This is a genomic window from Acidisoma sp. C75 (assembly GCF_054665095.1).
On sequence record NZ_BAAFHD010000002.1, the window covers coordinates 127,405 to 149,526 of the forward strand.

Annotated in this window: 22 protein-coding genes; 11 read left to right on the forward strand and 11 right to left on the reverse strand. The window is 67.5% G+C overall.

Annotated features, from left to right (window positions below; translation table 11 throughout):
- Positions 1-34: 34 nt before the first annotated feature.
- The 5 genes from ACYQ7X_RS02890 to ACYQ7X_RS02910 form a co-directional block, all read right to left on the reverse strand.
- Positions 35-1,975 (reverse strand): Hint domain-containing protein, encoded by a 1,941-nt coding sequence (locus ACYQ7X_RS02890; RefSeq protein ID WP_459695326.1) that lies wholly within the window; start codon positions 1,973-1,975, stop codon positions 35-37.
- Positions 1,976-2,080: 105 nt separating this feature from the next.
- Positions 2,081-3,364 (reverse strand): histidinol dehydrogenase, encoded by a 1,284-nt coding sequence (gene hisD, locus ACYQ7X_RS02895; protein ID WP_459695327.1) that lies wholly within the window; start codon positions 3,362-3,364, stop codon positions 2,081-2,083.
- The gene (gene hisG / locus ACYQ7X_RS02900; protein WP_459695328.1) at positions 3,364-4,074 is read right to left on the reverse strand and encodes an ATP phosphoribosyltransferase; all 711 of its coding nucleotides are present in this window, start codon (positions 4,072-4,074) and stop codon (positions 3,364-3,366) included. Before hisG ends, hisD begins: the two co-directional genes overlap by 1 nt.
- Before the next feature lie 46 nt (positions 4,075-4,120).
- Positions 4,121-5,245, reverse strand: coding sequence for a hypothetical protein (locus ACYQ7X_RS02905; RefSeq protein ID WP_459695329.1), 1,125 nt, complete (start codon positions 5,243-5,245; stop codon positions 4,121-4,123).
- A gap of 87 nt (positions 5,246-5,332) precedes the next feature.
- Positions 5,333-6,121, reverse strand: coding sequence for a CDP-diacylglycerol diphosphatase (locus ACYQ7X_RS02910; protein ID WP_459695330.1), 789 nt, complete (start codon positions 6,119-6,121; stop codon positions 5,333-5,335).
- 70 nt (positions 6,122-6,191) lie between these two features.
- Between ACYQ7X_RS02910 and ACYQ7X_RS02915 the strand changes: the two genes are divergently transcribed.
- The 6 genes from ACYQ7X_RS02915 (at position 6,192) to ACYQ7X_RS02940 (ending at position 10,942) form a co-directional block, all read left to right on the forward strand.
- On the forward strand, positions 6,192-6,578 hold the full coding sequence (locus tag ACYQ7X_RS02915; protein WP_459695331.1) for an MAPEG family protein: 387 nt from the start codon (positions 6,192-6,194) through the stop codon (positions 6,576-6,578).
- A gap of 280 nt (positions 6,579-6,858) precedes the next feature.
- The gene (locus ACYQ7X_RS02920; RefSeq protein WP_459695332.1) at positions 6,859-8,187 is read left to right on the forward strand and encodes a DEAD/DEAH box helicase; all 1,329 of its coding nucleotides are present in this window, start codon (positions 6,859-6,861) and stop codon (positions 8,185-8,187) included.
- 110 nt (positions 8,188-8,297) lie between these two features.
- On the forward strand, positions 8,298-9,257 hold the full coding sequence (locus ACYQ7X_RS02925) for a homoserine kinase (protein ID WP_459695333.1): 960 nt from the start codon (positions 8,298-8,300) through the stop codon (positions 9,255-9,257).
- The gene (gene rnhA / locus ACYQ7X_RS02930) at positions 9,247-9,714 is read left to right on the forward strand and encodes a ribonuclease HI (protein WP_459695334.1); all 468 of its coding nucleotides are present in this window, start codon (positions 9,247-9,249) and stop codon (positions 9,712-9,714) included. The genes ACYQ7X_RS02925 and rnhA overlap by 11 nt, the downstream gene beginning before the upstream one ends.
- Positions 9,715-9,864: 150 nt before the next feature.
- Entirely contained in the window at positions 9,865-10,203 is a 339-nt protein-coding gene (locus tag ACYQ7X_RS02935; RefSeq protein WP_459695335.1) for a hypothetical protein, read from the forward strand.
- A gap of 118 nt (positions 10,204-10,321) precedes the next feature.
- Positions 10,322-10,942, forward strand: coding sequence for a glutathione S-transferase family protein (locus ACYQ7X_RS02940; protein ID WP_459695336.1), 621 nt, complete (start codon positions 10,322-10,324; stop codon positions 10,940-10,942).
- 34 nt (positions 10,943-10,976) lie between these two features.
- Here the strand turns inward: ACYQ7X_RS02940 and ACYQ7X_RS02945 are convergent, their stop codons facing one another.
- Together ACYQ7X_RS02945 and ACYQ7X_RS02950 are read right to left on the reverse strand one after the other, a co-directional pair.
- Entirely contained in the window at positions 10,977-11,630 is a 654-nt protein-coding gene (locus tag ACYQ7X_RS02945) for a cysteine hydrolase family protein (RefSeq protein ID WP_459695337.1), read from the reverse strand.
- Positions 11,631-11,642: 12 nt separating this feature from the next.
- Positions 11,643-12,950 (reverse strand): type I glutamate--ammonia ligase, encoded by a 1,308-nt coding sequence (locus ACYQ7X_RS02950; protein WP_459695338.1) that lies wholly within the window; start codon positions 12,948-12,950, stop codon positions 11,643-11,645.
- A 146-nt stretch (positions 12,951-13,096) separates the two neighbouring features.
- On the opposite strand from ACYQ7X_RS02950, the gene ACYQ7X_RS02955 reads away from it, so the two are divergent.
- From ACYQ7X_RS02955 to ACYQ7X_RS02965, 3 genes are all read left to right on the forward strand, one after another.
- The gene (locus ACYQ7X_RS02955) at positions 13,097-13,327 is read left to right on the forward strand and encodes a dodecin (protein WP_459695339.1); all 231 of its coding nucleotides are present in this window, start codon (positions 13,097-13,099) and stop codon (positions 13,325-13,327) included.
- Positions 13,328-13,478: 151 nt separating this feature from the next.
- Positions 13,479-15,350 (forward strand): dihydroxy-acid dehydratase, encoded by a 1,872-nt coding sequence (ilvD, locus tag ACYQ7X_RS02960; RefSeq protein WP_459695340.1) that lies wholly within the window; start codon positions 13,479-13,481, stop codon positions 15,348-15,350.
- A 137-nt stretch (positions 15,351-15,487) separates the two neighbouring features.
- Entirely contained in the window at positions 15,488-15,961 is a 474-nt protein-coding gene (locus tag ACYQ7X_RS02965) for a helix-turn-helix domain-containing protein (protein ID WP_459695341.1), read from the forward strand.
- Between the two features lie 62 nt (positions 15,962-16,023).
- Here the strand turns inward: ACYQ7X_RS02965 and ACYQ7X_RS02970 are convergent, their stop codons facing one another.
- Both ACYQ7X_RS02970 and ACYQ7X_RS02975 read right to left on the reverse strand, forming a co-directional pair.
- A complete protein-coding gene (locus ACYQ7X_RS02970; protein WP_459695342.1) occupies positions 16,024-16,653 on the reverse strand; it encodes a restriction endonuclease in 630 nt (209 codons plus the stop codon).
- 136 nt (positions 16,654-16,789) lie between these two features.
- On the reverse strand, positions 16,790-17,125 hold the full coding sequence (locus ACYQ7X_RS02975; protein WP_459695343.1) for a polyphosphate kinase 2 family protein: 336 nt from the start codon (positions 17,123-17,125) through the stop codon (positions 16,790-16,792).
- A 165-nt stretch (positions 17,126-17,290) separates the two neighbouring features.
- Between ACYQ7X_RS02975 and ACYQ7X_RS02980 the strand changes: the two genes are divergently transcribed.
- Positions 17,291-18,544: a DNA polymerase IV gene (locus ACYQ7X_RS02980; RefSeq protein ID WP_459695344.1), complete on the forward strand. Its 1,254-nt coding sequence runs from the start codon at positions 17,291-17,293 to the stop codon at positions 18,542-18,544.
- On the forward strand, positions 18,541-20,064 hold the full coding sequence (gene xylB / locus ACYQ7X_RS02985; RefSeq protein WP_459695345.1) for a xylulokinase: 1,524 nt from the start codon (positions 18,541-18,543) through the stop codon (positions 20,062-20,064). Before ACYQ7X_RS02980 ends, xylB begins: the two co-directional genes overlap by 4 nt.
- Here the strand turns inward: xylB and ACYQ7X_RS02990 are convergent.
- Positions 20,061-21,071 (reverse strand): aldo/keto reductase, encoded by a 1,011-nt coding sequence (locus ACYQ7X_RS02990; protein ID WP_459695346.1) that lies wholly within the window; start codon positions 21,069-21,071, stop codon positions 20,061-20,063. The two genes, xylB and ACYQ7X_RS02990, sit on opposite strands and share 4 nt — an antisense overlap.
- A gap of 27 nt (positions 21,072-21,098) precedes the next feature.
- A complete protein-coding gene (locus tag ACYQ7X_RS02995; RefSeq protein WP_459695347.1) occupies positions 21,099-22,055 on the reverse strand; it encodes a substrate-binding domain-containing protein in 957 nt (318 codons plus the stop codon).
- Between the last annotated feature and the right edge of the window lie 67 nt (positions 22,056-22,122).

Here is a 22,122-nt window from a genome sequence, read left to right on the forward strand (position 1 = left end):
CGAGGGCAATCCTCTCTCCCGGCGCGTCGCCTCCTCAGGCGGCTCGCTCGGCGATCGGCGCAAGCCGTGCCGTGTGTTCCGCCCGGCGCGCGAGGTGGCGCCGCACCATCTCCACCTCAGGCCCGGTGATGCGGAGCGGCGCGCAGGCCAGCGCATCGCGCAGCATCTGGATGTCCCGATCGGTCGTTGCCCGGGCGTAATCCCGTGCCAGACCGAGCTGCGCCCGGTCACCGGTATCGAGATAGCTTTCCGCCGGCAGCCCCTCCGCGAGGATCGCGGCATGGCGGGGCAGTTCGATGTGATGATAGGTCACATCGTCGATCGGCAATTGCCGCACCGTCCGCCCATTGGCGAGGTATTTGACGGGGATGAGCACGCCCTGCACCAGCACCGCGTGGTCGGGCGAGAGCAGCAGATCCCGCACCGGCACGGCGGGCCCGAAAGCACCGGCCTCGATCACGAACGGCTGTACCTCCTCGGGGCGTGGGTGGCTGGCGCAATCCACCTGCCGCTGGCCCTTCCAGATGATCGGCAGGGTATCGCCGCGGAGCGTGACGACGCGGTCACCCTCGGCGAGGTCTTCCACCGGCTTGGGCCCCTCCGGCGTCGTGATCCGCGTGCCAGCGGCGAAGCAGGGCAGCGTCAGCGCGATGCCGCCGCTCACGGTTTGAACCTGCACGGTCGTGGCGGCCGCGCCCAGGGTGAGCGTATCGGTGGTCGTTCCGCTGGTGAGCGAGAGCACACCACCCGAAACGCTCGCAGTCACGGTGGTGACGCCCGTCATCACGATCGTATCGCCGGCGGCGAGGCCTTGCACGGTATCGCCGTTGAAGCTGGTAAAACTGCCGGAGAGCGACCAGCTATCGCCGCTATCGAAGGTGATGGTGTTGAAGCCGGTGATCTGGCTGCCGATGCCGCTGAGGCTCGCGGTGCTGCCGCTTGCCACGGCGCCGAGTTCGAGCGTGCTGCCGGCGCCGCCCCCGGTCACCAAACCTGCGAAGGTGGCGCCGCTTTCCACGAGCAGCAGGTTCGTCTGGCCGGAGGCGAAGCCGATCGCGGTGCCGGTGCCAGCCTGGGCGATGATGGCCCCATCTGTCACCACCGTGCCGGCCGCGAGCAATTTGATGGCGGTGGTCTTGGCCTCGATCTTGCCGCCGGCGAGATTGGTGATCATGCCGCCGCCCTGCAGATCGGCACCCACGTCATAGCCATAGATATAGCCGGAATTAGTGACGGTGAGCGCCGCCGAACTACCGCCGACGACGCCCTCATAGGTGCCGGTGATCGAGCCGTGGACGAGATTGGTCACGCTGCCGCCGCCGCCGAGATAGGCGCCATCACCGCTCAGCCCCACCGCGCTGATCATGGCGCTGTTGGTGATCACGCCAGGCCCGCCATAGATCGATACGCCTGAGAAATCGCCGTAAATCCCGTTGCTGCCGGCATTGATGACGGTGCCGCCCTTCTCGAGCCCGACGCCGTTGCCCTGCAGGGTTGTCGTATCAATCAGACCGGTGTTGTTGACGGTGCCGGACCCGCCCGAGATATCCACCCCCGAGATGCCGCCATAGATCGTGCCGCTGGTATTGGTCACCAGCCCGCCATTGGCGAGGAAGATACCGTCGTATTTGTAGTTCGGCGTATTGGCGACGATCTTGGTCGGGCTTGAATCGATGGTTCCGGTATTCGTGACGGTCGCGATCCCGCCTGCCACGTTGATGCCGTTGAGATAGCCCGAAATCGTTCCGCTATTGGTGATCGAGCCGCCGCCCGAAAGGTTGATGCCGTTATGGGTGGCGCCGGACGCCACCACGGTGCCCTGGTTGGTGATGGTCCAGCCCGATGGCGCAGTCGTCCCCGGGGCGGTGATCGCATCCGCATTGGAGACGATGACGGAGCCCGTGCTGGTGATCAGCACCGGGTTGCTCGTCAGCGTCGTGCCCTGCGTGATGGAATTCGATATGGTCTCCGACATGACCCCTCCGTCCGATCGACGGTAGGACCATAGCTGGCAAAGCCTTCCCGCGATCTAAGCGGGAGCGAATTTTCAGTTAGCGGTGGCGATTTCGTTGCCTGATCATCACAAACGTATCATGATTGATGCTGCATGTGCATGGAGACCCTCGGCCTCCGCGAGGCGGATGGCGGCCGGCCCCACGGCGGCGAGCGCCGCGGCATCGCCCTTCACCCAAGTCGTCCGCTTGAGGAAATCGAAGACCGAGAGGCCGGAGGCGAAGCGCGCAGTGCGTCCGGTCGGCAGCACGTGGTTCGGCCCGGCGATGTAATCCCCCACCGCTTCGGGCAGGTGGCGGCCGAGGAAGACCGCGCCGGCATGGCGGATCTGGGCGAAAAGCGCCTCCGGTTCCGCCACCATCACTTCTAAGTGTTCGGGGGCGAGCTGATTGGTGATCCGCGCCGCCTCCGCCCAATCGCGCACCAGGATGATCGCGCCATGCGCCGCCCAGCTTGCCCCGGCGATCGCGGCGCGCGGCAGACCGGGCAGCGCGGCCGCCACGGCCGCGGCGACCCGGTCGGCGAAGCCGCCATCATCGGTGATGAGGATGCTCTGGGCGGATTGGTCGTGTTCCGCCTGGGCCAGCAGATCCATCGCGACATGCGCCGGATCATTGGCGCCGTCGGCCAGGATGACGACCTCCGACGGGCCGGCGATGCCGTCGATCCCGACACGGCCGAAGACCTGGCGCTTCGCTTCGGCGACATAGGCATTGCCGGGGCCGACGATCCGATCGACAGCGCCGATGCGTTCCGTGCCGTAGGCCAGCGCCGCCACCGCCTGGGCGCCGCCGACGCGGTAGAGTTCCGTCACCCCCGCCCGCTCAGCGGCCGCCAGCACCAGCGGGTTGAGCCGGCCATCGGGTGCCGGCACCGTCATCACCAGCCGCTCTACCCCGGCGACGCGCGCGGGAATGGCATTCATCAGCACCGAGGAGGGATAGGCCGCCTTGCCGCCCGGTACGTAGAGGCCGACGGCGTCGAGCGGCGTCCAGCGCAGGCCGAGCTCATAGCCCGCGGCGTCCCGCATGCTGAGATCGCCCGGCATCTGGGCGCGATGGAAAGCCTCGATCCGCGCGGCCGCGAGATCGAGAGCGGCAAGTAGCTCAGGCTCGATCGTGCCCCGCGCGGCGGCGATCTCGGCTTCGGGAATGCGCAGGCTCTCGGGCGTCAGGCTGACCCGGTCGAAGCTGTTGGTGTAGCGGCAGAGCGCGGCATCACCTTCTGCCCGCACCGCGGCGATGATGGCGGAGACGGCGGCCGCCACATTCTCCGTCGTCTCCCGCGCCTGGGAGAGGAGGGCTGCGAAACGGGCCGCGAAATCGGCCTCCCGGCTGTCGAGGCGCTGCATCACACTCCCTCCCGTTCCACCGCATCGCGGAACCGCGCGATCCAGGCGCCGATCACCGCCGGCTTGGTCTTGAGCGCCGCGCGGTTGACGATGAGGCGGCTCGACACCTCGGCGATCACCTCGGTCTCCACCAGCCCGTTGGCTTTGAGCGTCGAGCCGGTCTGCACGAGATCGACGATCAGGCGCGAGAGGCCGAGCCGGGGTGCCAGTTCCATGGCGCCGCTGAGATTGACCACTTCCGCCTGGATGCCGCGGGCGGCGAAGTGGCGCCGCGCGATATTCGGGTATTTGCTCGCGACCCGCACGCTGGACCAGCGAGCGGCATCGTCCGCCCCCGCCGTCTCCCCAGGCTCAGCGACGGAAACCCGGCAGCGGCCGATCCCGAGGTCGAGCGGGGCGTAGATCTCGGGGTAGTCGAATTCCATCAGCACATCGGCGCCGCAGACGCCGATATCGGCCGCGCCGAAGGCCACGAAGGTGGCGACGTCGAAGGCCCGTACGCGCACGATGTCGAGTCCCGCATCGCTGGTCGGGAAGCGCAGGCGGCGCCCGCTTTCCTCGATCAGGTCCTGCGGCAGGGTGATGTCCATCAGCTCGAAGAGCGGCACGCATTCGCTGAGGATGCGGCCCTTGGGCAGGGCCATCACGATGCCCGGCCCCGCCTCGGGCAGGTTGCGATCGTCGCGGGTGGTCGGATCGGACTGGCTCATCATGCCGCGGCTCCTACCATCAGGGCGGCAGGGCGGAAAGGCGGCTTCAGCGATCGGCCGCCAGAACGAAGCTGCACAGAAAATGCAGCAGCGGATTGCGCGCCACTTCGGCCGTGGCGGCGGGCGGCGGCGGCGTGCCGTTCATGTAGCGCGCGCGATAGGCGGCGGCATCGAACCAGGGGTTCGGATTGAAATCCCGCACCGCGCCGATCGCGAGGTAATGGGCAAAGAGATCCCGCGCGCGGCCAAGCTCGTCCGCATGGGTCGCGGCATAGAAGTCGATATCGAAGAGCGGCAGCGGGCTGAACCGGCGGGTCGCGCGGTTGGCGAGGTAGTGGGCCAGCGCGTTCTCTTCTGGGGCGAGGCCATAGGCGCGGCGGTACCAGCCCGGATCGAAATAGAGGCCCGGGCGCTGGCCCCGCGCCTCGCCCACCAGGATATAGTGGCAGAGCGGGCTGATCCCGCTGGGCAAGCCGTAGCGCTCGGCATACCAGACCCCGTCGAAATAAGGGTTCGGGCGGCGGTATTCGCGCCAGCCGGTGGCCGCGTAATGCTCCGCAGGGTCGATCCCCGCTTTATGCACCTCAGGCGCATTGATGAAGTAGTAGTTGGCATCCACCAGCCCGGAATCCCGCAAGATCGCGGCCTCGGGCCGGGGCAGCCGCCCTTCGTCCCGGCCACGCTCGAGAAAATGGGCAAAGGGGTCCAGCCCGGCTTCGACCACATCCGGATAGCGCGCCCGGTAGAAGGCGGCATCGAAGCGGCGATTGGGGCTGACCGTGCCGCCTGCCCGATGCGCGAGGTAATGCAGCAGGCAATTCTCTTCGGCCGGGATCGCATGGGCCGCGCGATACCAGTCCGGGTCGAACCAGGCGATCGGCCGCAGCCCCGCGCTTTCACCGACGGCGAGGTAATGCGCAAGCGGGTCGCCCGCGGGCGGCTCGGGGAACTGCCCGCGATAGAAGGCGGGGTCGAATCCCGGGTTGGGCCGCCGCCCCTCGCGCCAGCCATGCTCCAGATAATGCGCCACCGGATCGGCCCCGGCGGCGCCGATATCGGCGTAGATGCCGCAATACCACGCGCCATCGATGCCGCGGCCGCGCACAGGCAGGGCGGGCGGGCGGGCGGGCGCGGCGCGGGCGCCGGTCCTTCCAGGCTCTGGGGCATGCAAGGCCGGCATCTCTCCTCGCGGCACTGGCTCGGCGCGGCTTATCCCGCGCCCGAGGCTACGTCCAGCATCACCCTGCCAGATCGGCCCTTACCGGGCGATGGCGCAGGCATGGTCCTGCAGATCCTCTCCGCTCGCGTGGTTGCCGAATGCGAGGCGCGCCCGGTCCGCCAGCAACACGAAGCCGGGCTCGCCATCCGGGAAGGTCGCGCCCACCAGCACCAGGGTATAGTCGCCCATGGCATGGCGCGCCGGGGGCAGGCCGCTTGCCAGCAGGTGGAAGGGGTTGGCCGCGCCGAGGCTCGCCCCGTCGATCCGCATCGCCTCGTAGCCATGGCCTGCGAGCTGCACCGGGAAAGGCGCCCAATAGGGCCCGACCGCGCCGAGATGGGCGCCGAGCGCGCGGGAGACCGCCGGCGCGATGCAATCAATATGGATATGCAGCTGATCCTGTGACCGCCCGTACACGGAATTGACCGCGAGGCTGAGATCCTGCCGCGGCAGCGTCTTGCCGAGCCGCTGATCGACCAGCCGCCGTTCTTCCCAGGCATCGGCGAAATAATTCGGCGTGCCGGGCCGGAGCAGAGCCGGGCTCTCGATGCCGGTGATGCGCGCGATCGGCAGCAGCAGATACTGCGTCGCGCCGACGAGATCCTTCAGCACCACATAGCCGGCGCGCAGATCAACCTTGGTGCAAGGTGCCGGATGGCCGAAGGCCTTCTGATCCGGCACGCATTGATCGTGCAGGATGTTCCACAGCGCGTTGGGGTTGCTCGCCGCGCCCAGCAGGAGGATCGGCAGAAAGCCGGCGAGGAGCGCCAGCGCCGCCACCGCACCGCGCCGCAGGCGCCGCTTCCTTGTTACGACAGACTTGATCACCCCCAAGGCAGCCTCCATCATAGTGCTCGCGGCTTCTCCGAAAGCTTTAGCTCATCCCGAAGGCGAACGCATGACGACAGTGATGAGCCTGCTGCTTTGGTCAGTCCTCATCGGGCTGCTGCAATGCCTGGCGACGGGTGCAGCTTTCAGCCTCGAACGCGGTTTCGGAGCCAGCGCCAGCCCGCGGGATGCCGAGCCGCCGCTGAGCGGGGTGGGCGGCCGCGTCGTCCGCGCCTATGCCAATTTCCGCGAGACCTACCCCTACTTCGTCGCCCTCGCGCTCGCCGCCCAGCTGCTCGGCCGCCATGGCGGAACCGTCACCACCGGGGCGGAACTTTATGTCTGGGGGCGGATCATCTACTGGCCGCTCTACGTCGCCGGTATCCCCTGGGTCCGCTCGATCATCTGGCTCCTCAGCACCCTCGGCCTCGTCCTCATGCTGATCGGCCTCGCCTAGGCTGAGCTCACCTTGCCTAGCGCGACCGGGGCGACCTCTCGGCCGCGTGGCGCACAGGGCTGGCCTGAGCGCCATTGACGGTTTTGCTGCGCCGCGGTAGAGAGCCCGCAGATCGCTCGCGGGATGCGCGAACGATGGCGCATCCTTCTGGCCCCTACGGCCCCGTGCCATCCTTCTCCGAGCAATTTCTTCCAAACCTGTTCCACTCCGCATCGCGCGGGGAGCTTGAACACGAACCGCCCGGCCGCCTGCGTGGCCGCCTGGCGGCGTGGAGACTTGTGTGACCGATACCCCCAAGACTGTCGCGGCGAGCTTCGCCGATCTCGGCCTTATTCCGGCGATCCAGACGGCGCTCGCCGAGCTGGCGTACACGGCCCCGACCCCGATCCAGGCGCGGGCCATCCCCGAACTCCTGAAAGGCCGGGATCTGCTCGGCCTCGCGCAGACCGGCACCGGCAAGACCGGCGCCTTCGCCCTGCCCGTGATCCAGCACCTCATGGCCCAGCGCATCCGCGTGCGGCCCTTCGGCACCCGTGCCCTCATCCTGGCGCCGACCCGGGAACTCGCCCTGCAGATCAACGAGAGCATCCGCAACTTCGCCGCCGGCACCGGCATCCGCACCGTCGTCATCCTCGGCGGCGTCGGCCGGGCGCCGCAGGTGCAGCGCATGCAGCGCGGCACCGATATCGTCATCGGCACCCCGGGCCGCGTGCTCGACCTCATGACCACGCGCGAATTGCTGCTCGATCAGGTGAGCCATTTCGTGCTGGACGAGGGCGACCAGATGCTCGACCTCGGCTTCATCAAGGATATCCGCACCATCCTGCGGGAACTGCCCGAGCAGCGGCAGTCGATGCTCTTCTCGGCGACGATGCCGAAGGAGATCGGCCAGCTCGCGAATTCGCTGCTGCGCGAGCCGGTGCGGGTCGAGGTGAAGGCCGAAACCGCAACGCCCGACAAGATCGAGCAGCACGTCTTCTTCACCGATGCCGGTGCCAAGAAGCGGCTGCTCGTCGGCCTCCTTCAGCAGGATCGGGCGATGGAGCGGGTGATCGTCTTCACCCGCACCAAGCGGGGCGCGGACAAGGTGGCCGAGCATCTCGAAGCCGCCGGCATTCCGGCAGATGCGATGCACGGCAATAAGAGCCAGAACCAGCGCCAGCGTATCCTCGACCGCTTCAAGGGCGGCCAGTCCCGCGTGTTGGTGGCGACCGATCTTGCCGCCCGCGGCATCCATGTCACCGGCATCACGCATGTGGTGAACTACGAATTGCCGAACGAGCCGGAAAGCTACGTCCATCGCATCGGCCGCACCGCGCGGGCCGGCGCCTCGGGCATCGCGCTCGCCTTCTGCGATCCGGCGGAGCGGACCTTCCTGCGCGACATCCAGAAGCTGACCGGGGTGCAGATGCAGGTGGCGCAGGCGGCAGCCCTTGCCGCGCTGCCGGCCAATGATGCGGGGGAAGCGGGCGCGGCGCCGCAGGCGCTCGCGGCCGATGCCCATCCCCGCGCGACGGCGGCGGGGGACCGGGCGCAGCAGGATCGGCCGAAGCGGCGGGGCCGGCGGTCCGGCTCCGGCCGTAGGCCGCGCCAGCGCCACGCGGCCTGAGAGAGGCCTCTGCGCCGATCGCACTGCCACCTGATACCGATCCCGGCCGGATGATTCCCTCCGGCCGGGATCTGCATTAGGAACGGGGCGAATTTTCCGAGCGGGTGCCGATGGCCGTCTATACCGAAGTCTCCGACGAGGCGCTGCACGCCTTTCTCGCCGCCTATGATATCGGCGAGATGGTGGCCTTCCGCGGCATCGCCGAAGGGGTCGAGAACAGCAACTACATGCTGCGTACCACGGCCGGGGATTTCATCCTCACGCTGTACGAGAAGCGGGTGGAGGCGGCGGACCTCCCCTGGTTCCTCGGCCTCATGCAGCATCTCGCCCGCCAGGGCGTGACCTGCCCGCAGCCGGTCGCGGCGCGGGATGGCGCGGCTCTGCGCATGCTGGCCGAGCGGCACGCCGCCATCACCACCTTCCTGCCCGGCATCTGGCCGCGGCGGGTGCAGCTTGCCCATTGCGGGCCGGTCGGCGAAGCGCTGGCCGAACTCCATGCCGCCGGCGCGAGCTACGCCCCACGGCGGCCAAACGCGCTCGGCCCCGCCGGCTGGCCGCCGCTGCTCGCCCGCAGCCTCGGCCGCGCCGACGAAGTCTCCCCCGGCCTCGGCGCCGAATTATCCGCTTCCCTCGACCAGATCCTCGCCGCCTGGCCGCGCGATCTGCCGCTCGGCCAGATCCATGCGGATCTCTTCCCGGACAACGTCTTCTTCCTGAAGCACCGGGTTTCCGGCCTGATCGACTTCTACTTCGCGGCGACCGACTTCCTCGCCTATGATCTTGCGATCTGCCTCAACGCCTGGTGTTTCGAGCCGGACGGCGCTTTCAACGTGACCAAGGGGCGGGCGATGATCGCGGCCTATCAGGCGGTGCGGCCGCTGACGGCGGCGGAGGAGGTGGCACTCCCCATCCTGGCGCAGGGGGCGGCGATGCGCTTCCTGCTCACCCGGCTGCACGACTGGCTCTATACCCCCGCGAATGCGCTGGTGACGCGCAAAGACCCGCTCGAATACCTGCGCAAGCTGCGCTTCCACCGCCATGCCCGGGGGATTGCCGCCTATGCCGGATGAGGCGGACAAGCCGCGCCTCACGGTCGAGATCTGGACCGATGGCGGCGCCAAGCCCAATCCCGGCCCGGGCGGCTGGGGTGCGATCCTGCGCTTCGGCACCGCGGAGAAAGAGCTTTCGGGCGCCGAGCGGCAGACGACCAACAACCGCATGGAATTGACCGCCGCCGCCGAGGCGCTGACCGCCCTCACCCGGCCCTGCCGCGTCGTGCTGCATACGGATAGCGAATATCTGCGCAACGGCATCACCCGTTGGACGACCGGCTGGGTACGGAAGAACTGGCGCAACGCCGCGGGCGATCCGGTCGCCAATATCGATCTCTGGCAGCGCATCCTGGCGGCCGCCGCCCAGCATGAGGTCGAATGGCGCTGGGTGCGCGGCCATGCCGGCGACCCGATGAACGAGCGGGCCGATCAACTGGCGACGCGGGCGCGCGAGGAGATGCTGGCCGGCTCCTGACGAGCGGGATGCCCCTGCAACCCCCGCTCAAGCACCCGTCACGTCAACCTAAGTTGAGAGCGCGGCCCGGTGCAGGCCGGGCGTCGGCCTCCCACTTCAGCCGTCAAGCAGCCGCATCGCGCGGCCGCATGATCTGACGGGAGTTTCCTGATGCGTAGAGTAACAACCGCCCTCTTCGGCGCGGCACTGGCCTTGGCGCCGGTCGCCGCCCTGGCCCAGAGCACGAGCGGCGGCAGCGCCGCCACCACCCCCTCGGCGACATCGAGCAACGGGATCATCGACCCCGGCACCAAGACGGGCACGCCCTCGGGCTCCGGCAGCAGCACGGGCGCCGAGGTGGGCGGCACCAACCAGGGCACCATGGCGATGCCGAGCCAGACGAGTACCGGCACCACCTCCACCGGGGCGGGCACCACCGCGCCTGCCGGTGCTCAGGCCGGCACCGGGCCCGGCATGGGGAAAGCGAGCGGCACGCCCGCCGGGAACTAAGCGGCGGCGGCGCTCGGGCGGGGAAGGGCCGCGCCGCGCCCGAGCGCCGCTCAGCGGCTTGACGGGGAGCCCCGCGCGGATGCGATGCTGCCGCGCATCTCAGACCGGAGCTTCCGCCATGATCACCCTCTTCCACGATCCCGATAGCTGCGCGCGCGCCGCGCATATCGCGCTGGAGGAAGCGGGGATCGCCTATCAGGCGGTCCGAGTAAGCCTCAGGGCCGGGGAGCAGACCCGGCCCGAATATCTCGCCATCAATCCCAAGGGCCGGGTGCCGGCGCTCCGCACCGATCGCGGCATCCTCACGGAGACGGCGGCGATTCTCGCCTATATTGCGGAAATCAGCCCAGGCTCGCCGGTGCATCTGCCGGAAGACCCCTTTGAGCGAGCCGAGATCCTCTCGTTCAACCTCTATCTCGCCGCCACCCTGCATGTCGCGCATGCCCACAAGCTGCGCGGCAACCGCTGGGCGGATGGGCCGGAGGCGATCGCCGAGATGCGCCGCAAGGTGCCGCAGACCGTCGGCGCCGGTTTCGAGATGATCGAGACGCGGCTCTTCCGCGGCCCCTGGGCGATGGGGGAGCAGTTCACCATCTGCGACCCCTACCTTTTCGTCTTCGCCGAATGGATGGAGGGTGATGGCGTCGATCCCGCGCGCTTCCCCAAACTGCTCGATCATCGCAACCGCATGGCGGCGCGCGCTTCGGTGCACGCGGTCAATGCCCAGCGGGAAAGCTGAGGCAGGCTCTGCGGCAAAGGCCGCAGGCGCTGCCTCAGGCCTTCAGCCGGCTGATCTCCTCAAGCAGCGCCTCGGTCGTTATCTGCCGGCAATAGCCGCGATTATTGGCGAGCGATGAGAGGTGGCGCACCTCACTCGCCGTCGCGCAGGCATCGACCGGCACCGTCACCAGATAGCCGAGATCGCAAGCGTCCCGCACCGCGGAGTCGACGCATTGATCGGTCAGCGCCCCGGCGATGATGAGATGGCGGATGCCGAGATTGCCGAGCAGATAGTGGATATTGGTGGAGATGAAGACCGAGGAGGAGGTTTTCGGCAGCACGATCTCGTCCCCCACCGGGGCGAGCGCCTCGATCACCCGCGCATCGGCCGAACCGCGCGGGCAGAAGAGATTGCTGATCTTGTAGTCGAGGCTCATCTCCCGCCCGTCCTCTGTGAGGCTCTCGATCACCGTGAACATCACCTCGATGCCGCGCGCGCGGCAGGCCGCCTGCAGGCGCTGCATGTTCGGCACCGCCCGCCCCTCCATTTCCTGGAAGAAATAGCCGTATCGCGCCTCGATCGTTGCCGGATCAAGCCCGGCATACGCGCCTCCGCCCCGCATCGTGTAGGTCTGCACGTCGATGAGCAGGAGGGCCGTCGCCCCCGGCACCACCGGCACGTCGCGGCTGAGGCCGAAATTCTTCATCGGGAATGATCCTCAATAGACCGCACGGTAGCGGTCGCAGATATCCGCCGGCTCGAGCCCGGCGAGCGCCGCGATCTCGTCCCGCTTGAAACGGAGATAGGCGGAGAGGAACGGGGCGCCGAACCAGCCCGCCACCTCCTCGGTGGCTTCGAGCCGGTCGAGCGCCTCATCGAGGGAACGCGGCAGCGTCGCGATCTCCGCCTCGGCCCGCGCGGCCTCGTCCATCGCCCAGAAATCCTCCGGCTCCGGCGGCAGGGCGCGGCCTTGTCGGTAGCCGTCGAGCCCGGCCCAGACGAGCGCGCCGAGAGCGAGGTAGGGGCAGGCGGCGGCATCCGCCACCCGGTATTCGAGGTTGAACTGCTGCGCCGCACTCTCCGCCGCGGTTGCGAAGACCGGCGCCACGCGCAGCGCCGCGCCCCGATCGTTGCGGCCGAGAAAGGCCCAGACCGGCGCCCAGCGATCGGGCTGCAAGCGGTAATAGGAAGCGACCGAGGGCGCGGTGATCGCCGTCAAGGCCGGCAGGTGGTGCAGGATACCGGCGAGGAAAGGGGCGATCCGTGGCGCCACGCCGTACGGGTGATGCGGCGCGCCTTGGGTGAGCGGCATGCCCGCCTCGTCCCACAGGCTGAAATGGATATGGGTGCCGTTGCCGATGCCATCCGGCGCCATGATGGGTGCGAGGCTCGCGCGGAAGCCCAGCCGTTCGGCAACCGCGCGGATCATCTCCCGGCAGATCACCGCCTCATCCGCCGCTCTGAGGCCGAAGCTCGGCTTGATCGTCACCTCGAACTGGCGCGGGCCGTATTCGGGCAGGAAACTGTCCGGCACCAGCCCGGCCGCCCGCAGCGCCGCCATCAGGCTTTCGCCGAAAATGCCCTGGCGGCGATAGGCGGCCAGGGAATAGGCGTCGCCGAGGCGTTCCTCCATGCCGCAATGGGTGAATTCCTGCTCGAAGGCGGCCTTGATGTGCAGCCCCGTCTCGGCTTTCAGCGCGGCCAGCGCCCGGCGCAGGAAATCGCGCGGGCAAAAGGGCCAGGTGCTGCCGTCGAGTTCCTGGATATCGGCGAGGTAGAAATGCTCCGCCGCCCCCTCGTCGAAAGGCACCTGCACGGCGGTCGTGCGGTCGGGCATCATCACGAGGTCGCCGCGGGTGCCGAAGGGCGAGGAGGCGATGGTGCCGAAGGCCGAGATCATGATGTTGGAGCCGGTGAGCCCGACGCCCCGGCGGAGCCTTTCCTCCAGCTCCGCCGCCGGGAAGCCCTTGCCGCGCACCAGCCCCGCCAGATCGCATACCCCGACAAAGACCAGCTCTTCCTGCATCCGCGCCTCCGGGCCCCGGGGTTCCGGCCCCCGCGGGTGAGCGGATCACGCGCGCCGGCCGGCGGTCAAGAAAAGACCATCGGGCTTGAGGAAATGCGGCCGCACCCAACCTCTCTGCCTACCCCAGCGCGCAGAGGAGGCTTCCCATGACGGACCATGTCTATCGGCTGATCGAGGTCGTCGGGTCATCCACCACGAGCATCGAGGATGCGATCGCCGCCGCCATCGCCAAGGCTTCCGAGACGATCCGCCATATCCGCTGGTTCCAGGTGGTGGAAACCCGCGGCCAGGTGGAGGAAGGGCGCGTCGCCTATTACCAGGTGACGTTGAAGATCGGCTTCTCGGTCGAGGAAGAGGGCGCCGATCTGCGACCCTGACCCGACCGTGCGCCCCCGCGCCTGCCTCAAGCGGAGACCAGAAATTCCACAGGCACAGGCGTCGCGGGTCGCAAAATGTTCCGGGGCGGCGTAGTTTGAACCATAATCGATCGCAAGACGCCGCGCTGCGGCTGGTTCAAGGATCCGCACGATGCCCGCCTATCGCTCCCGCACCTCCACCCATGGCCGCAACATGGCCGGCGCCCGCGCCCTCTGGCGCGCGACCGGCATGGGGGATGGCGATTTCGGCAAGCCGATCATCGCGATCGCCAATTCCTTCACGCAATTCGTGCCTGGTCACGTGCATCTGAAGGATCTCGGCCAGCTCGTCGCCGGCGAGGTGCAGAAGGCCGGCGGCGTCGCCAAGGAATTCAACACCATCGCGGTGGATGACGGCATCGCCATGGGCCATGCCGGCATGCTCTACAGCCTGCCCTCGCGTGAGCTGATCGCGGATGCCGTGGAATACATGGTGCAAGCCCATTGCGCCGATGCGCTGGTCTGCATCTCGAATTGCGACAAGATCACGCCCGGCATGCTGATGGCGGCGATGCGGCTCAATATCCCGACCGTCTTCGTCTCCGGCGGCCCGATGGAAGCGGGCAAGATCCGCGCCGATGGCTCTGGCGGGGCGGCGATCGAGAAGCGCGCCGATCTCATCACCGCCATGGTGGCGGCGGCCGATCCGCATGTCTCGGATGAGGAGGCCCTGGCGCAGGAACGCTCCGCCTGCCCGACCTGCGGCTCCTGCTCCGGCATGTTCACCGCCAATTCCATGAACTGCCTGACCGAGGCGCTCGGCCTCTCGCTTCCCGGCAATGGCAGCCTGCTCGCGACCCATGCCGACCGGCGCAAGCTCTTCGTCGAAGCCGGCTGGACCATCGTCGATCTCGCACGCCGCTGGTACGAGCAGGAGGATGCCTCCGCCCTGCCGCGCAGCATCGCGAGCTTCAAAGCCTTCGAGAATGCCATGTCGCTCGACATCGCGATGGGCGGATCGACCAATACCGTGCTGCATCTGCTGGCCGCGGCGCAGGAAGGCGGCGTCGATTTCACCATGGCCGATATCGATCGGCTCTCCCGCCGGGTGCCCAATCTCTGCAAGGTCTCGCCCTCGGTGATGAGCGTCCATATGGAGGATGTACATCGCGCGGGCGGCATCATGGCGCTGCTCGGCGAGTTGAACCGCGCCGGCCTCATCCATACGGACGTGCCGACCGTGCATAGCGAGAGCATGGGCGCGGCGATCGCCCAATGGGATGTGCGCGGCGCCGATCCGGAAAGCACGGCCGGCAAGCTCTACCGCGCGGCCCCGGGCGGCGTGCGGACGACGGAGGCCTTCAGCCAGGAACGCCGCTTCGCGGAGCTCGATACCGATCGCGAAAAGGGCGTCATCCGCAGCGTGGAGCACGCCTTCAGCCGCGATGGCGGGCTGGCCGTGCTCTTCGGCAATATCGCGCTCGAAGGGGCGATCGTGAAGACGGCCGGGGTCGATCCTTCCAACCTCGTCTTCTCCGGCCCGGCCCATATTTTCGAGAGCCAGGATGATGCGGTCTCCGGCATTCTCGGCGATCGGGTCAAGCCCGGGGAAGTGGTGCTCATCCGCTACGAAGGGCCGAAGGGCGGCCCCGGCATGCAGGAGATGCTGTACCCCACGAGCTATTTGAAATCGAAGGGTCTCGGCAAGCTTTGCGCCCTCATCACCGATGGCCGCTTCTCCGGAGGCACGGCGGGGCTTTCGATCGGCCATATCTCGCCGGAAGCGGCCGAGGGGGGCGCCATCGGCCTGGTGCGCGACGGCGATACCATCGAGATCGACATCCCGAACCGCATCCTGCGCGTTGCGCTCTCGGATGAGGAGCTGGCGCTGCGGCGGATCGAGATGGAGAAGAAGGGCGCCGCCGCCTGGAAACCGGAACAGCGCGAGCGCGTCGTCTCCCCCGCGCTGCGCGCCTATGCGGCGATGACGACCTCTGCCTCCCGTGGCGCGGTGCGAGATGTGAGCCAGGTCGAGCGGGGGTAAGCCCTTCGCGCGTTCAGGGCGGGACAGGGCGGGGCCGCAAGGCTCCGCCCTTTTTGTTTCAAGACGGGGATCGTGTTTCGAATGTTGCGCTTAGACATGCCATATGGGTATAGGAAACAGTCGATGGGATGACGAGAATGACCGTGCCAGCTTCCGCCCAGCCGCTGTCCACCCAGCGCATCGGTGCCCGCTTGCCTTCGGCGAGGGAGCAAGCTGCCGCCAATCAGCTGCGGCGCGTCATCGCTGCGAAAAGCGAGGCAGGACAGGATACGACGCTCACCATCCTCGAGAACGGCAAACAGGCCGAAATCGTTCTGACGCCGGATCTTTCTCGTCTCCTGCTCGATATGCTGCGATCCATCGGCAGTGGCGATGCGGTGACGCTGGTGCCTGTGACGCAGATGCTCACGACCCAGCAGGCGGCGGACATTCTCAACGTATCGCGGCCATTCCTGATTCAGCTGCTCGAGCGGGAGGATATTCCATACGATCTTGTCGGGCGGCACCGCCGTATCCGCGCCGAGGATCTGTTTGCCTATAAGGAGGCGCGAGACCGTCAACGTGCCGAGGCTTTGTCCGGCCTGGCGGAGCTCGACGCGGATTTGATCTGACGGGATGTTCGCCAACCGCCTTTACGGTCTCTGTGATGTTCACGAATTTATCCGTTTGTATCTCAACGAAAACCGCCGCATACAGATAAGATACTTATAAGTAAGCCGATAGCGCTGAGCCCAGATATTGCATACAGGATATGCTGAATTGCTTCGAACGTATCACTTGAGCCTATTTGGCTAGGGGCAAACGTCGCTGGATCAACATCGCGACCGCCTTTGATAATAACAGAATTAAATTTCAATAACTCGTGAAAATGAAATAATTTTATATCCGTGGCAGTCGCAAGGTCCATCGCAGAGCGGGTGAATTTTGCATTGGTGATAACCGCTCCCGCATTCGCTTTATAGTACTGCTTAGCAGCAAAAGCCTCCTGAACAGCCTTATTGCCGACGGATTTAGAATACTTTTTGCATTGACAAACAACTTTTATGCCTTCTTTCCATGCAATAATATCTGCACCCTGATCTCCGGACACCTTGGTCAGTTCAGCACGCCAGCCAATAAGCTTTAGAAACTCCGCACAATTTTTCTCAAACATCAGAGGCGCTATTGATTCTGACCATTTCAAATTCGCCACGACGATTAGATTGATATTTTTGGTGCGTCTCTCACGTCTGAATGCAGCAATTCCAAGACTTATAGCCGATGTCGCTGCAGATAAATCTATAGCCGTTGTCCAAGAGCTCATGAGCTTTTGACCCTGAATTTTCTAGAAGAGCCGCAAGAAGAATAGAATCAGCGCCTCTCTGAGCCTGACCCCCGTCAACAAAGCCACTCAACCACCCGCTCCACACCCGCGCGGTTATACCAGCTGCGGTCGAAGATCACGACCTCGCCGCCGGCAGGTGCGGCACGTAGCGTTGCACATACATCTGAGTCTTTTCCCGCTCGGTCGGGGCGGGCAGCGCCACCACACGGAAGATGCGCGGGCTCACCCGCTCGGTAATCGCCTTGATGGTGCCGCCCTTGCCGGCGGCATCGCGCCCTTCGAAGACGACGCAGACCTTGAGACCCTTGTGCACCACCCAGGTCTGAAGCTTCACCAGCTCCACATGCAGCCGCTCCAACTCCCGCGCGTAGATCTTGCCGGAAAGCTTCGCCGCTTCCGGTGTCTCGGATGCCGGAGCCTCCGCCGGCTGCTCTCTGGACCGCTTCCCCATCGCTCTCCCCCCCTGCCCGGTTGTCATGCGTTCATCAGATGAAGCCTAACAGGACCCATGCGATCCGCGAATTGATCGCGCTCAAGACGTGGCGCCCGGCCAGCCAGCGCTCTCCCATTCCGCCGCAAACCACCGTAAGCTTGGCGCCCGAACCATGGTCCCGCGATGCCGCGCCTCTGCCGAACCTGCGATGCTGTGAGCGATGGAGAAAGCCGCCTCTGCGGGGCCTGCGGCGCGCGGCTCTCGGTCAGCCATCCCGAGCTTCTGACGCTCGCCATCGCCCATGTCGATTGCGATGCCTTTTATGCCAGCATCGAGAAGCGCGACCGTCCGGAACTTGCCGCCCAGCCGCTCATCATCGGCGGCGGCACCCGCGGCGTCGTCTCCACCGCCTGCTATATCGCCCGCCTTTCGGGGGTGCGCTCGGCCATGCCGATGTTCAAGGCCCGCAAGCTCTGCCCCGAGGCCGTGGTGCTCAAGCCTGATATGGCGAAATACGTCGCCGAATCCCGCCGCATCCGGGCGCTGATGGCCGATCTTACCCCGCTCGTGGAGCCGCTCTCGATCGACGAGGCGGTGCTTGATCTCTCCGGCACCGCGGCGCTGCACCGCGCCCCGCCTGCCGTGATGCTGGCCCGCCTCGCCCGGCGGGTGGAGCAGGAGATCGGCGTCACCATCTCGATCGGCCTCGCCGGCAACCGCCTGCTCGCCAAGCTCGCCGCCGAGCGGGACAAGCCGCGCGGCTTCTCCGTCATCGGTTCCGAAGCGGCCGAATTGCTGGCGGGCGAGCCCGTCAGCCTGCTGCCCGGCATCGGCCCGGCCGCGACCGCCCGGCTCGCCCGCCTCGGCCTGACCCGCCTCGGCCAGCTGCAACGGCTCGATACCGAGGCGGCGCTGCGGCTGCTCGGCCCCGATGGCCCAGCCCTCGTCCGCCGCGCACGGGGCGAGGATGACCGGCGGGTGGAGCCCGTGCGGGAGACGAAATCGATCAGCAGCGAAACCACCTTCAACGAGGATATCGCGCAGCCTGCGGCGCTCGAGCAGATCCTCTGGCGTCTGGCCGAGAAGCTTGGCGAGCGGCTGCGCGCCGCGGGCTTCGCCGCCGCCGGCATCACTCTGAAGCTCAAGACGGCCGATTTCGCCTTGCGCACCCGCAGCCTCCGCCTTGCCGCGCCGACCGCGCTGCCGGATACGCTGTTTCAGGCGGCGCGGCCGCTGCTTACGCGCGAGGCGGATGGCACCGCCTTTCGCCTTCTCGGCCTCGGCGCCCAGCCCTTGCGCCCGGCGGCGGAGGCTGATCCGATCGACCTCGCAGACCCGGATTCCGCCCGTCGGGTCGCGCGGCAGAAGGCGCTGGACCGGCTTCGTGACCGGTTCGGCATCACCATCATCGGGCGCGGGCGAGGCTTCGAACCATGACCTGCTTTCTCGGCATCGATCTCGGCACTTCGGCGGTCAAGGCCGTGATCATCGACGAGGCCGAGCAGGTGCTCGCGGCGGTGACGGAGCCGGTGCCGGCGCCGAGCCAGCCCATGCCGCTCGCCTCCGAACAGGCACCTGGCGATTGGTGGCAGGCGGTCTCGGCCGCGCTCGATACCCTCGCCGCCGCCCATGCGCCGCTGATGGCGCGCGTCGCCGGCATTGGCCTCAGCGGCCAGATGCACGGCCTCGCCCTGCTCGATGCCGAGGATCGGCCGGTCCGCCCGGCCATGCTCTGGAACGACGGGCGGGCGGAGCTGGAGGCGGAAGAATTGCAGGCCGAGGGCGAGGATCTCGCGCGCATCCTCGGCGTGCCCGCCATGGCGGGGCTCACCGCGCCCAAGCTGCTCTGGCTGAAGCGGCACGAGCCGCTGGTGCTTGCGCGTGCGCGGCGGATGCTGCTGCCCAAGGATGTCATCCGCCTGCATCTCACGGGCGAGGCGGTGACGGATGTATCCGATGCCGCTGGCACCTGGCTGCTCGACCAGGCGGCGCGGCGCTGGAGCGGGGAGGCGATCGCGCGGCTCGGGATCGAGCCGAGCCTGCTGCCGCCGATCGTCGAAAGCCCGACCGCCACCGGCCGGCTGCGCCCGGCGATCGCGGCGCGCTTCGGCCTGCCGAGCACGGCGGTGGTGGCGGGCGGCGCGGGCGATACCCTGGCGGGGGGCTTGGGCATTGGCGTGGTGGAAGATGGGCGCGGCTTCGTCGCCCTCGGCACTTCGGGCCAGGTCTTCGTCGCCACCAGTCGCTACCAGCCGGCGCCGGCTCAGGCGGTGCATGCCTTCTGCCACTGCCTGCCCGGCCGGTGGAGCGCCATGGCGGCCATGCTGAACGGGGCGAGCGCGCTGGCCACCATGGCACGCCTCGGCGGCAGCACGGATATCGCGGCTCTGCTCGCCGAGGTCGAGGCCGGCTTCCGTGGCCCGAGCGCGCTGCTCTTTCTCCCCTATCTCACCGGGGAACGAAGCCCGCACAACGATCCTTTCGCGCGTGGCGTGCTCTTCGGCCTGGGGGCGGAGGCATCGCGCGCGCAGATGATCCAGGCGGTGCTGGAGGGGGTCGCCTTCAGCCTCGCCGATGGCGTGGCGGCGCTGGCTGCCGCCGGCATCGCGGTGGGTGACGTGGGTTTCATCGGCGGCGGCGCGCGCAGCCGGCTCTGGGCGCGTATCATCGCCTCGGCGACAGGCCTCACGCTCGGCTGTTTCGAGGGCGGGGCGCAAGGGGCGGCCTTTGGCGCCGCCCGGCTGGGGCGCATGGCGGCCGGCGGCCCGCTGACGGCTGCGCCGCCGAAGGTGATCGAGCGGATCGCGCCGGAGCCCGCGCTGCGGGAGGCCTATCTGCCGCGGATCGAGGCCTATCGCAGCCTCTACCGCGCGCTGAAGCAGGAGTTTCGCCGGGCCCGCAGCCCGGCCTCCAGCGGCCACGCCTCCCGCGGCCCGGCCGAACGCGGCCCGGCCTAACCCGCCTCGCCGGTCGGCACGTCCGGCTCCAGCAGGCCGCGCGCCTTGAGCGCGCTCCAGAAGGCAGGGGGAATGGGCTGCGCGAATGCCTCCAGATTGCCGGCGAGCTGCGCTGCCGAGCGGGCGCCGACGACGCAGGAGACGACTGCCGGGTGATGCAGCGGAAATTGCAGGGCGGCGGCGCTCAGCGGCACCCCATGCTCGGCGCAGACCTGCTGCAGCTGCCCCACGCGGGTAACGACCGCCTCCGGCGCCTCGGCATAGTTGAACTTGCTGGTGCCGGCGAGAATGCCGGAGTTGAAGACCCCAGCGGCGACGATGGCGTGCCCGGCCGCCCGGCAGCGATCGAGCAGGCCGAGGCTTGTCTGCTCAAGCAGCGTGTAGCGCCCGGCGAGCATGGTGATGTCCGGATCGAAGACATCCATTGTCGCAGAGACGACTTCCCATTCATTGACGCCGAGGCCGACGGCGCGGACGCGGCCATCCGCCCGCAATTCGCCGAGCGCGCGGAAGCCCCCGCCCGTCGTCAGCTGCTCCCAGTAATGCGCATGCGCCGCACCATGGGTGACGCGCCCGATATCATGCACATAGAGCACGTCGATCGCGATCATGCCGAGGCGCTGCTGGCTCGCTTCGAAGGAGCGCATGATGCCGTCATAGCTGTAGTCATAGCGCGGGCGGAAGGGCAGCGGGTCAAACCACTCGCCTGTCTCCCCGCGGGGAGAAGCCTCGGGCAGCATGAGCCGCCCGACCTTGGTGCTGAGCACGAAGCTCTCCCGCGCCAGCCCGTCGAGCAGCGTGCCCACCCGCCGTTCCGACCGCGTATAGCCGTAATAGGGCGCGGTATCGACATAGCGGATACCCGCATCCCAGGCGGCCTTCATCAGCTCTTGGCAGGCGCCGAGCGGCATGTCGCGATAGAGCCCGCCCATCTGCGCGCAGCCGAGGCCGAGGATCGTCACCTCAAGCCCACTGCGCGGGAGGGATCTCCGGGTCGATGGTATCATCGCAACCTCCGCTCGGCGCCTGAAACTTCAGTAAAGGACGTTCTGCGCCTGCGGCGAATCGACATTCGCCTTGGTCACGAGCACGACGCCGGTATCGATCTGCTTCGGCACCGGCTTGTGGTGCAGAACGGAGAGCAGCGTCTGCACGCCCTTGTCGCCCATCTGGTAGGAACCTTGCACGGCGATCGCGATCAGCGTCCCGTCGCGCACGAAGTTCTGCAGATCCTTGTTGCCGTCGAAGCCCACGGCGACGACATTGGTGCGGCCGGCTTGCTTGAGGGCGCGGCCCATGCCGATCGCCGTCGGCTCGTTCGCACCGAAGATGCCGGTGAGATGGGGATGCGCGGTCAAGACATCGGTGGTCTGGTTGAGCGCCGTCGCCATCTGGGATTGCGAGTAGTAGGGGCCGATGATCTTCATGTTGGAATGGGCCTTGATGTAGTCCTCAAACCCGCCGTCGCGCCCGATCTCGGAGCCGACACCCGCGACATAGGACATGATGGCGATCTCGCCGTTCTTGCCGGTCTTGGCGAGCAGAGCCTGGGCGCAAAGCGCGCCTGCCTTGCGGTTGTCCGTGGAGAGGAAGGACTGGTAGTAGCGCTTGCCGGCGTCACCCAGCGCGGAATCGATGATGACCACCGGGATATGCGCTTCCCAGGCGGCTTTGACAGCCGGGATCAGCGCATCGGGATCGGAGGGGGCGAGCACGATGCCGGCGACGTGACGGTTGACGGCATTATCCACCATATTGACTTCATCGGCGACCGCGGATTCGGACGCCGGGCCCTGGAAGGTGAGATGGTAGCCCGGCGCATCCTTGATGGCCGCTTCCGCGCCCTTGCGGACGTTCTGCCAGTAGTTGGAATTCACCGTCTTGACGATGACGGCAATCTCCTTGTCCGCCGCGCGGGCGGGGGAGACCGCGGATAGCAGCGCCATGGCGGCGCCTGCCGCGAGCAGGGCGCGAAGGGTATGTCTTTTCATCTGTTCCTCTCCTTTTTGTCCCGCGCCCCTGCGGGGTTGACGGGCGTGGGTTATGGGGACGCGCGGC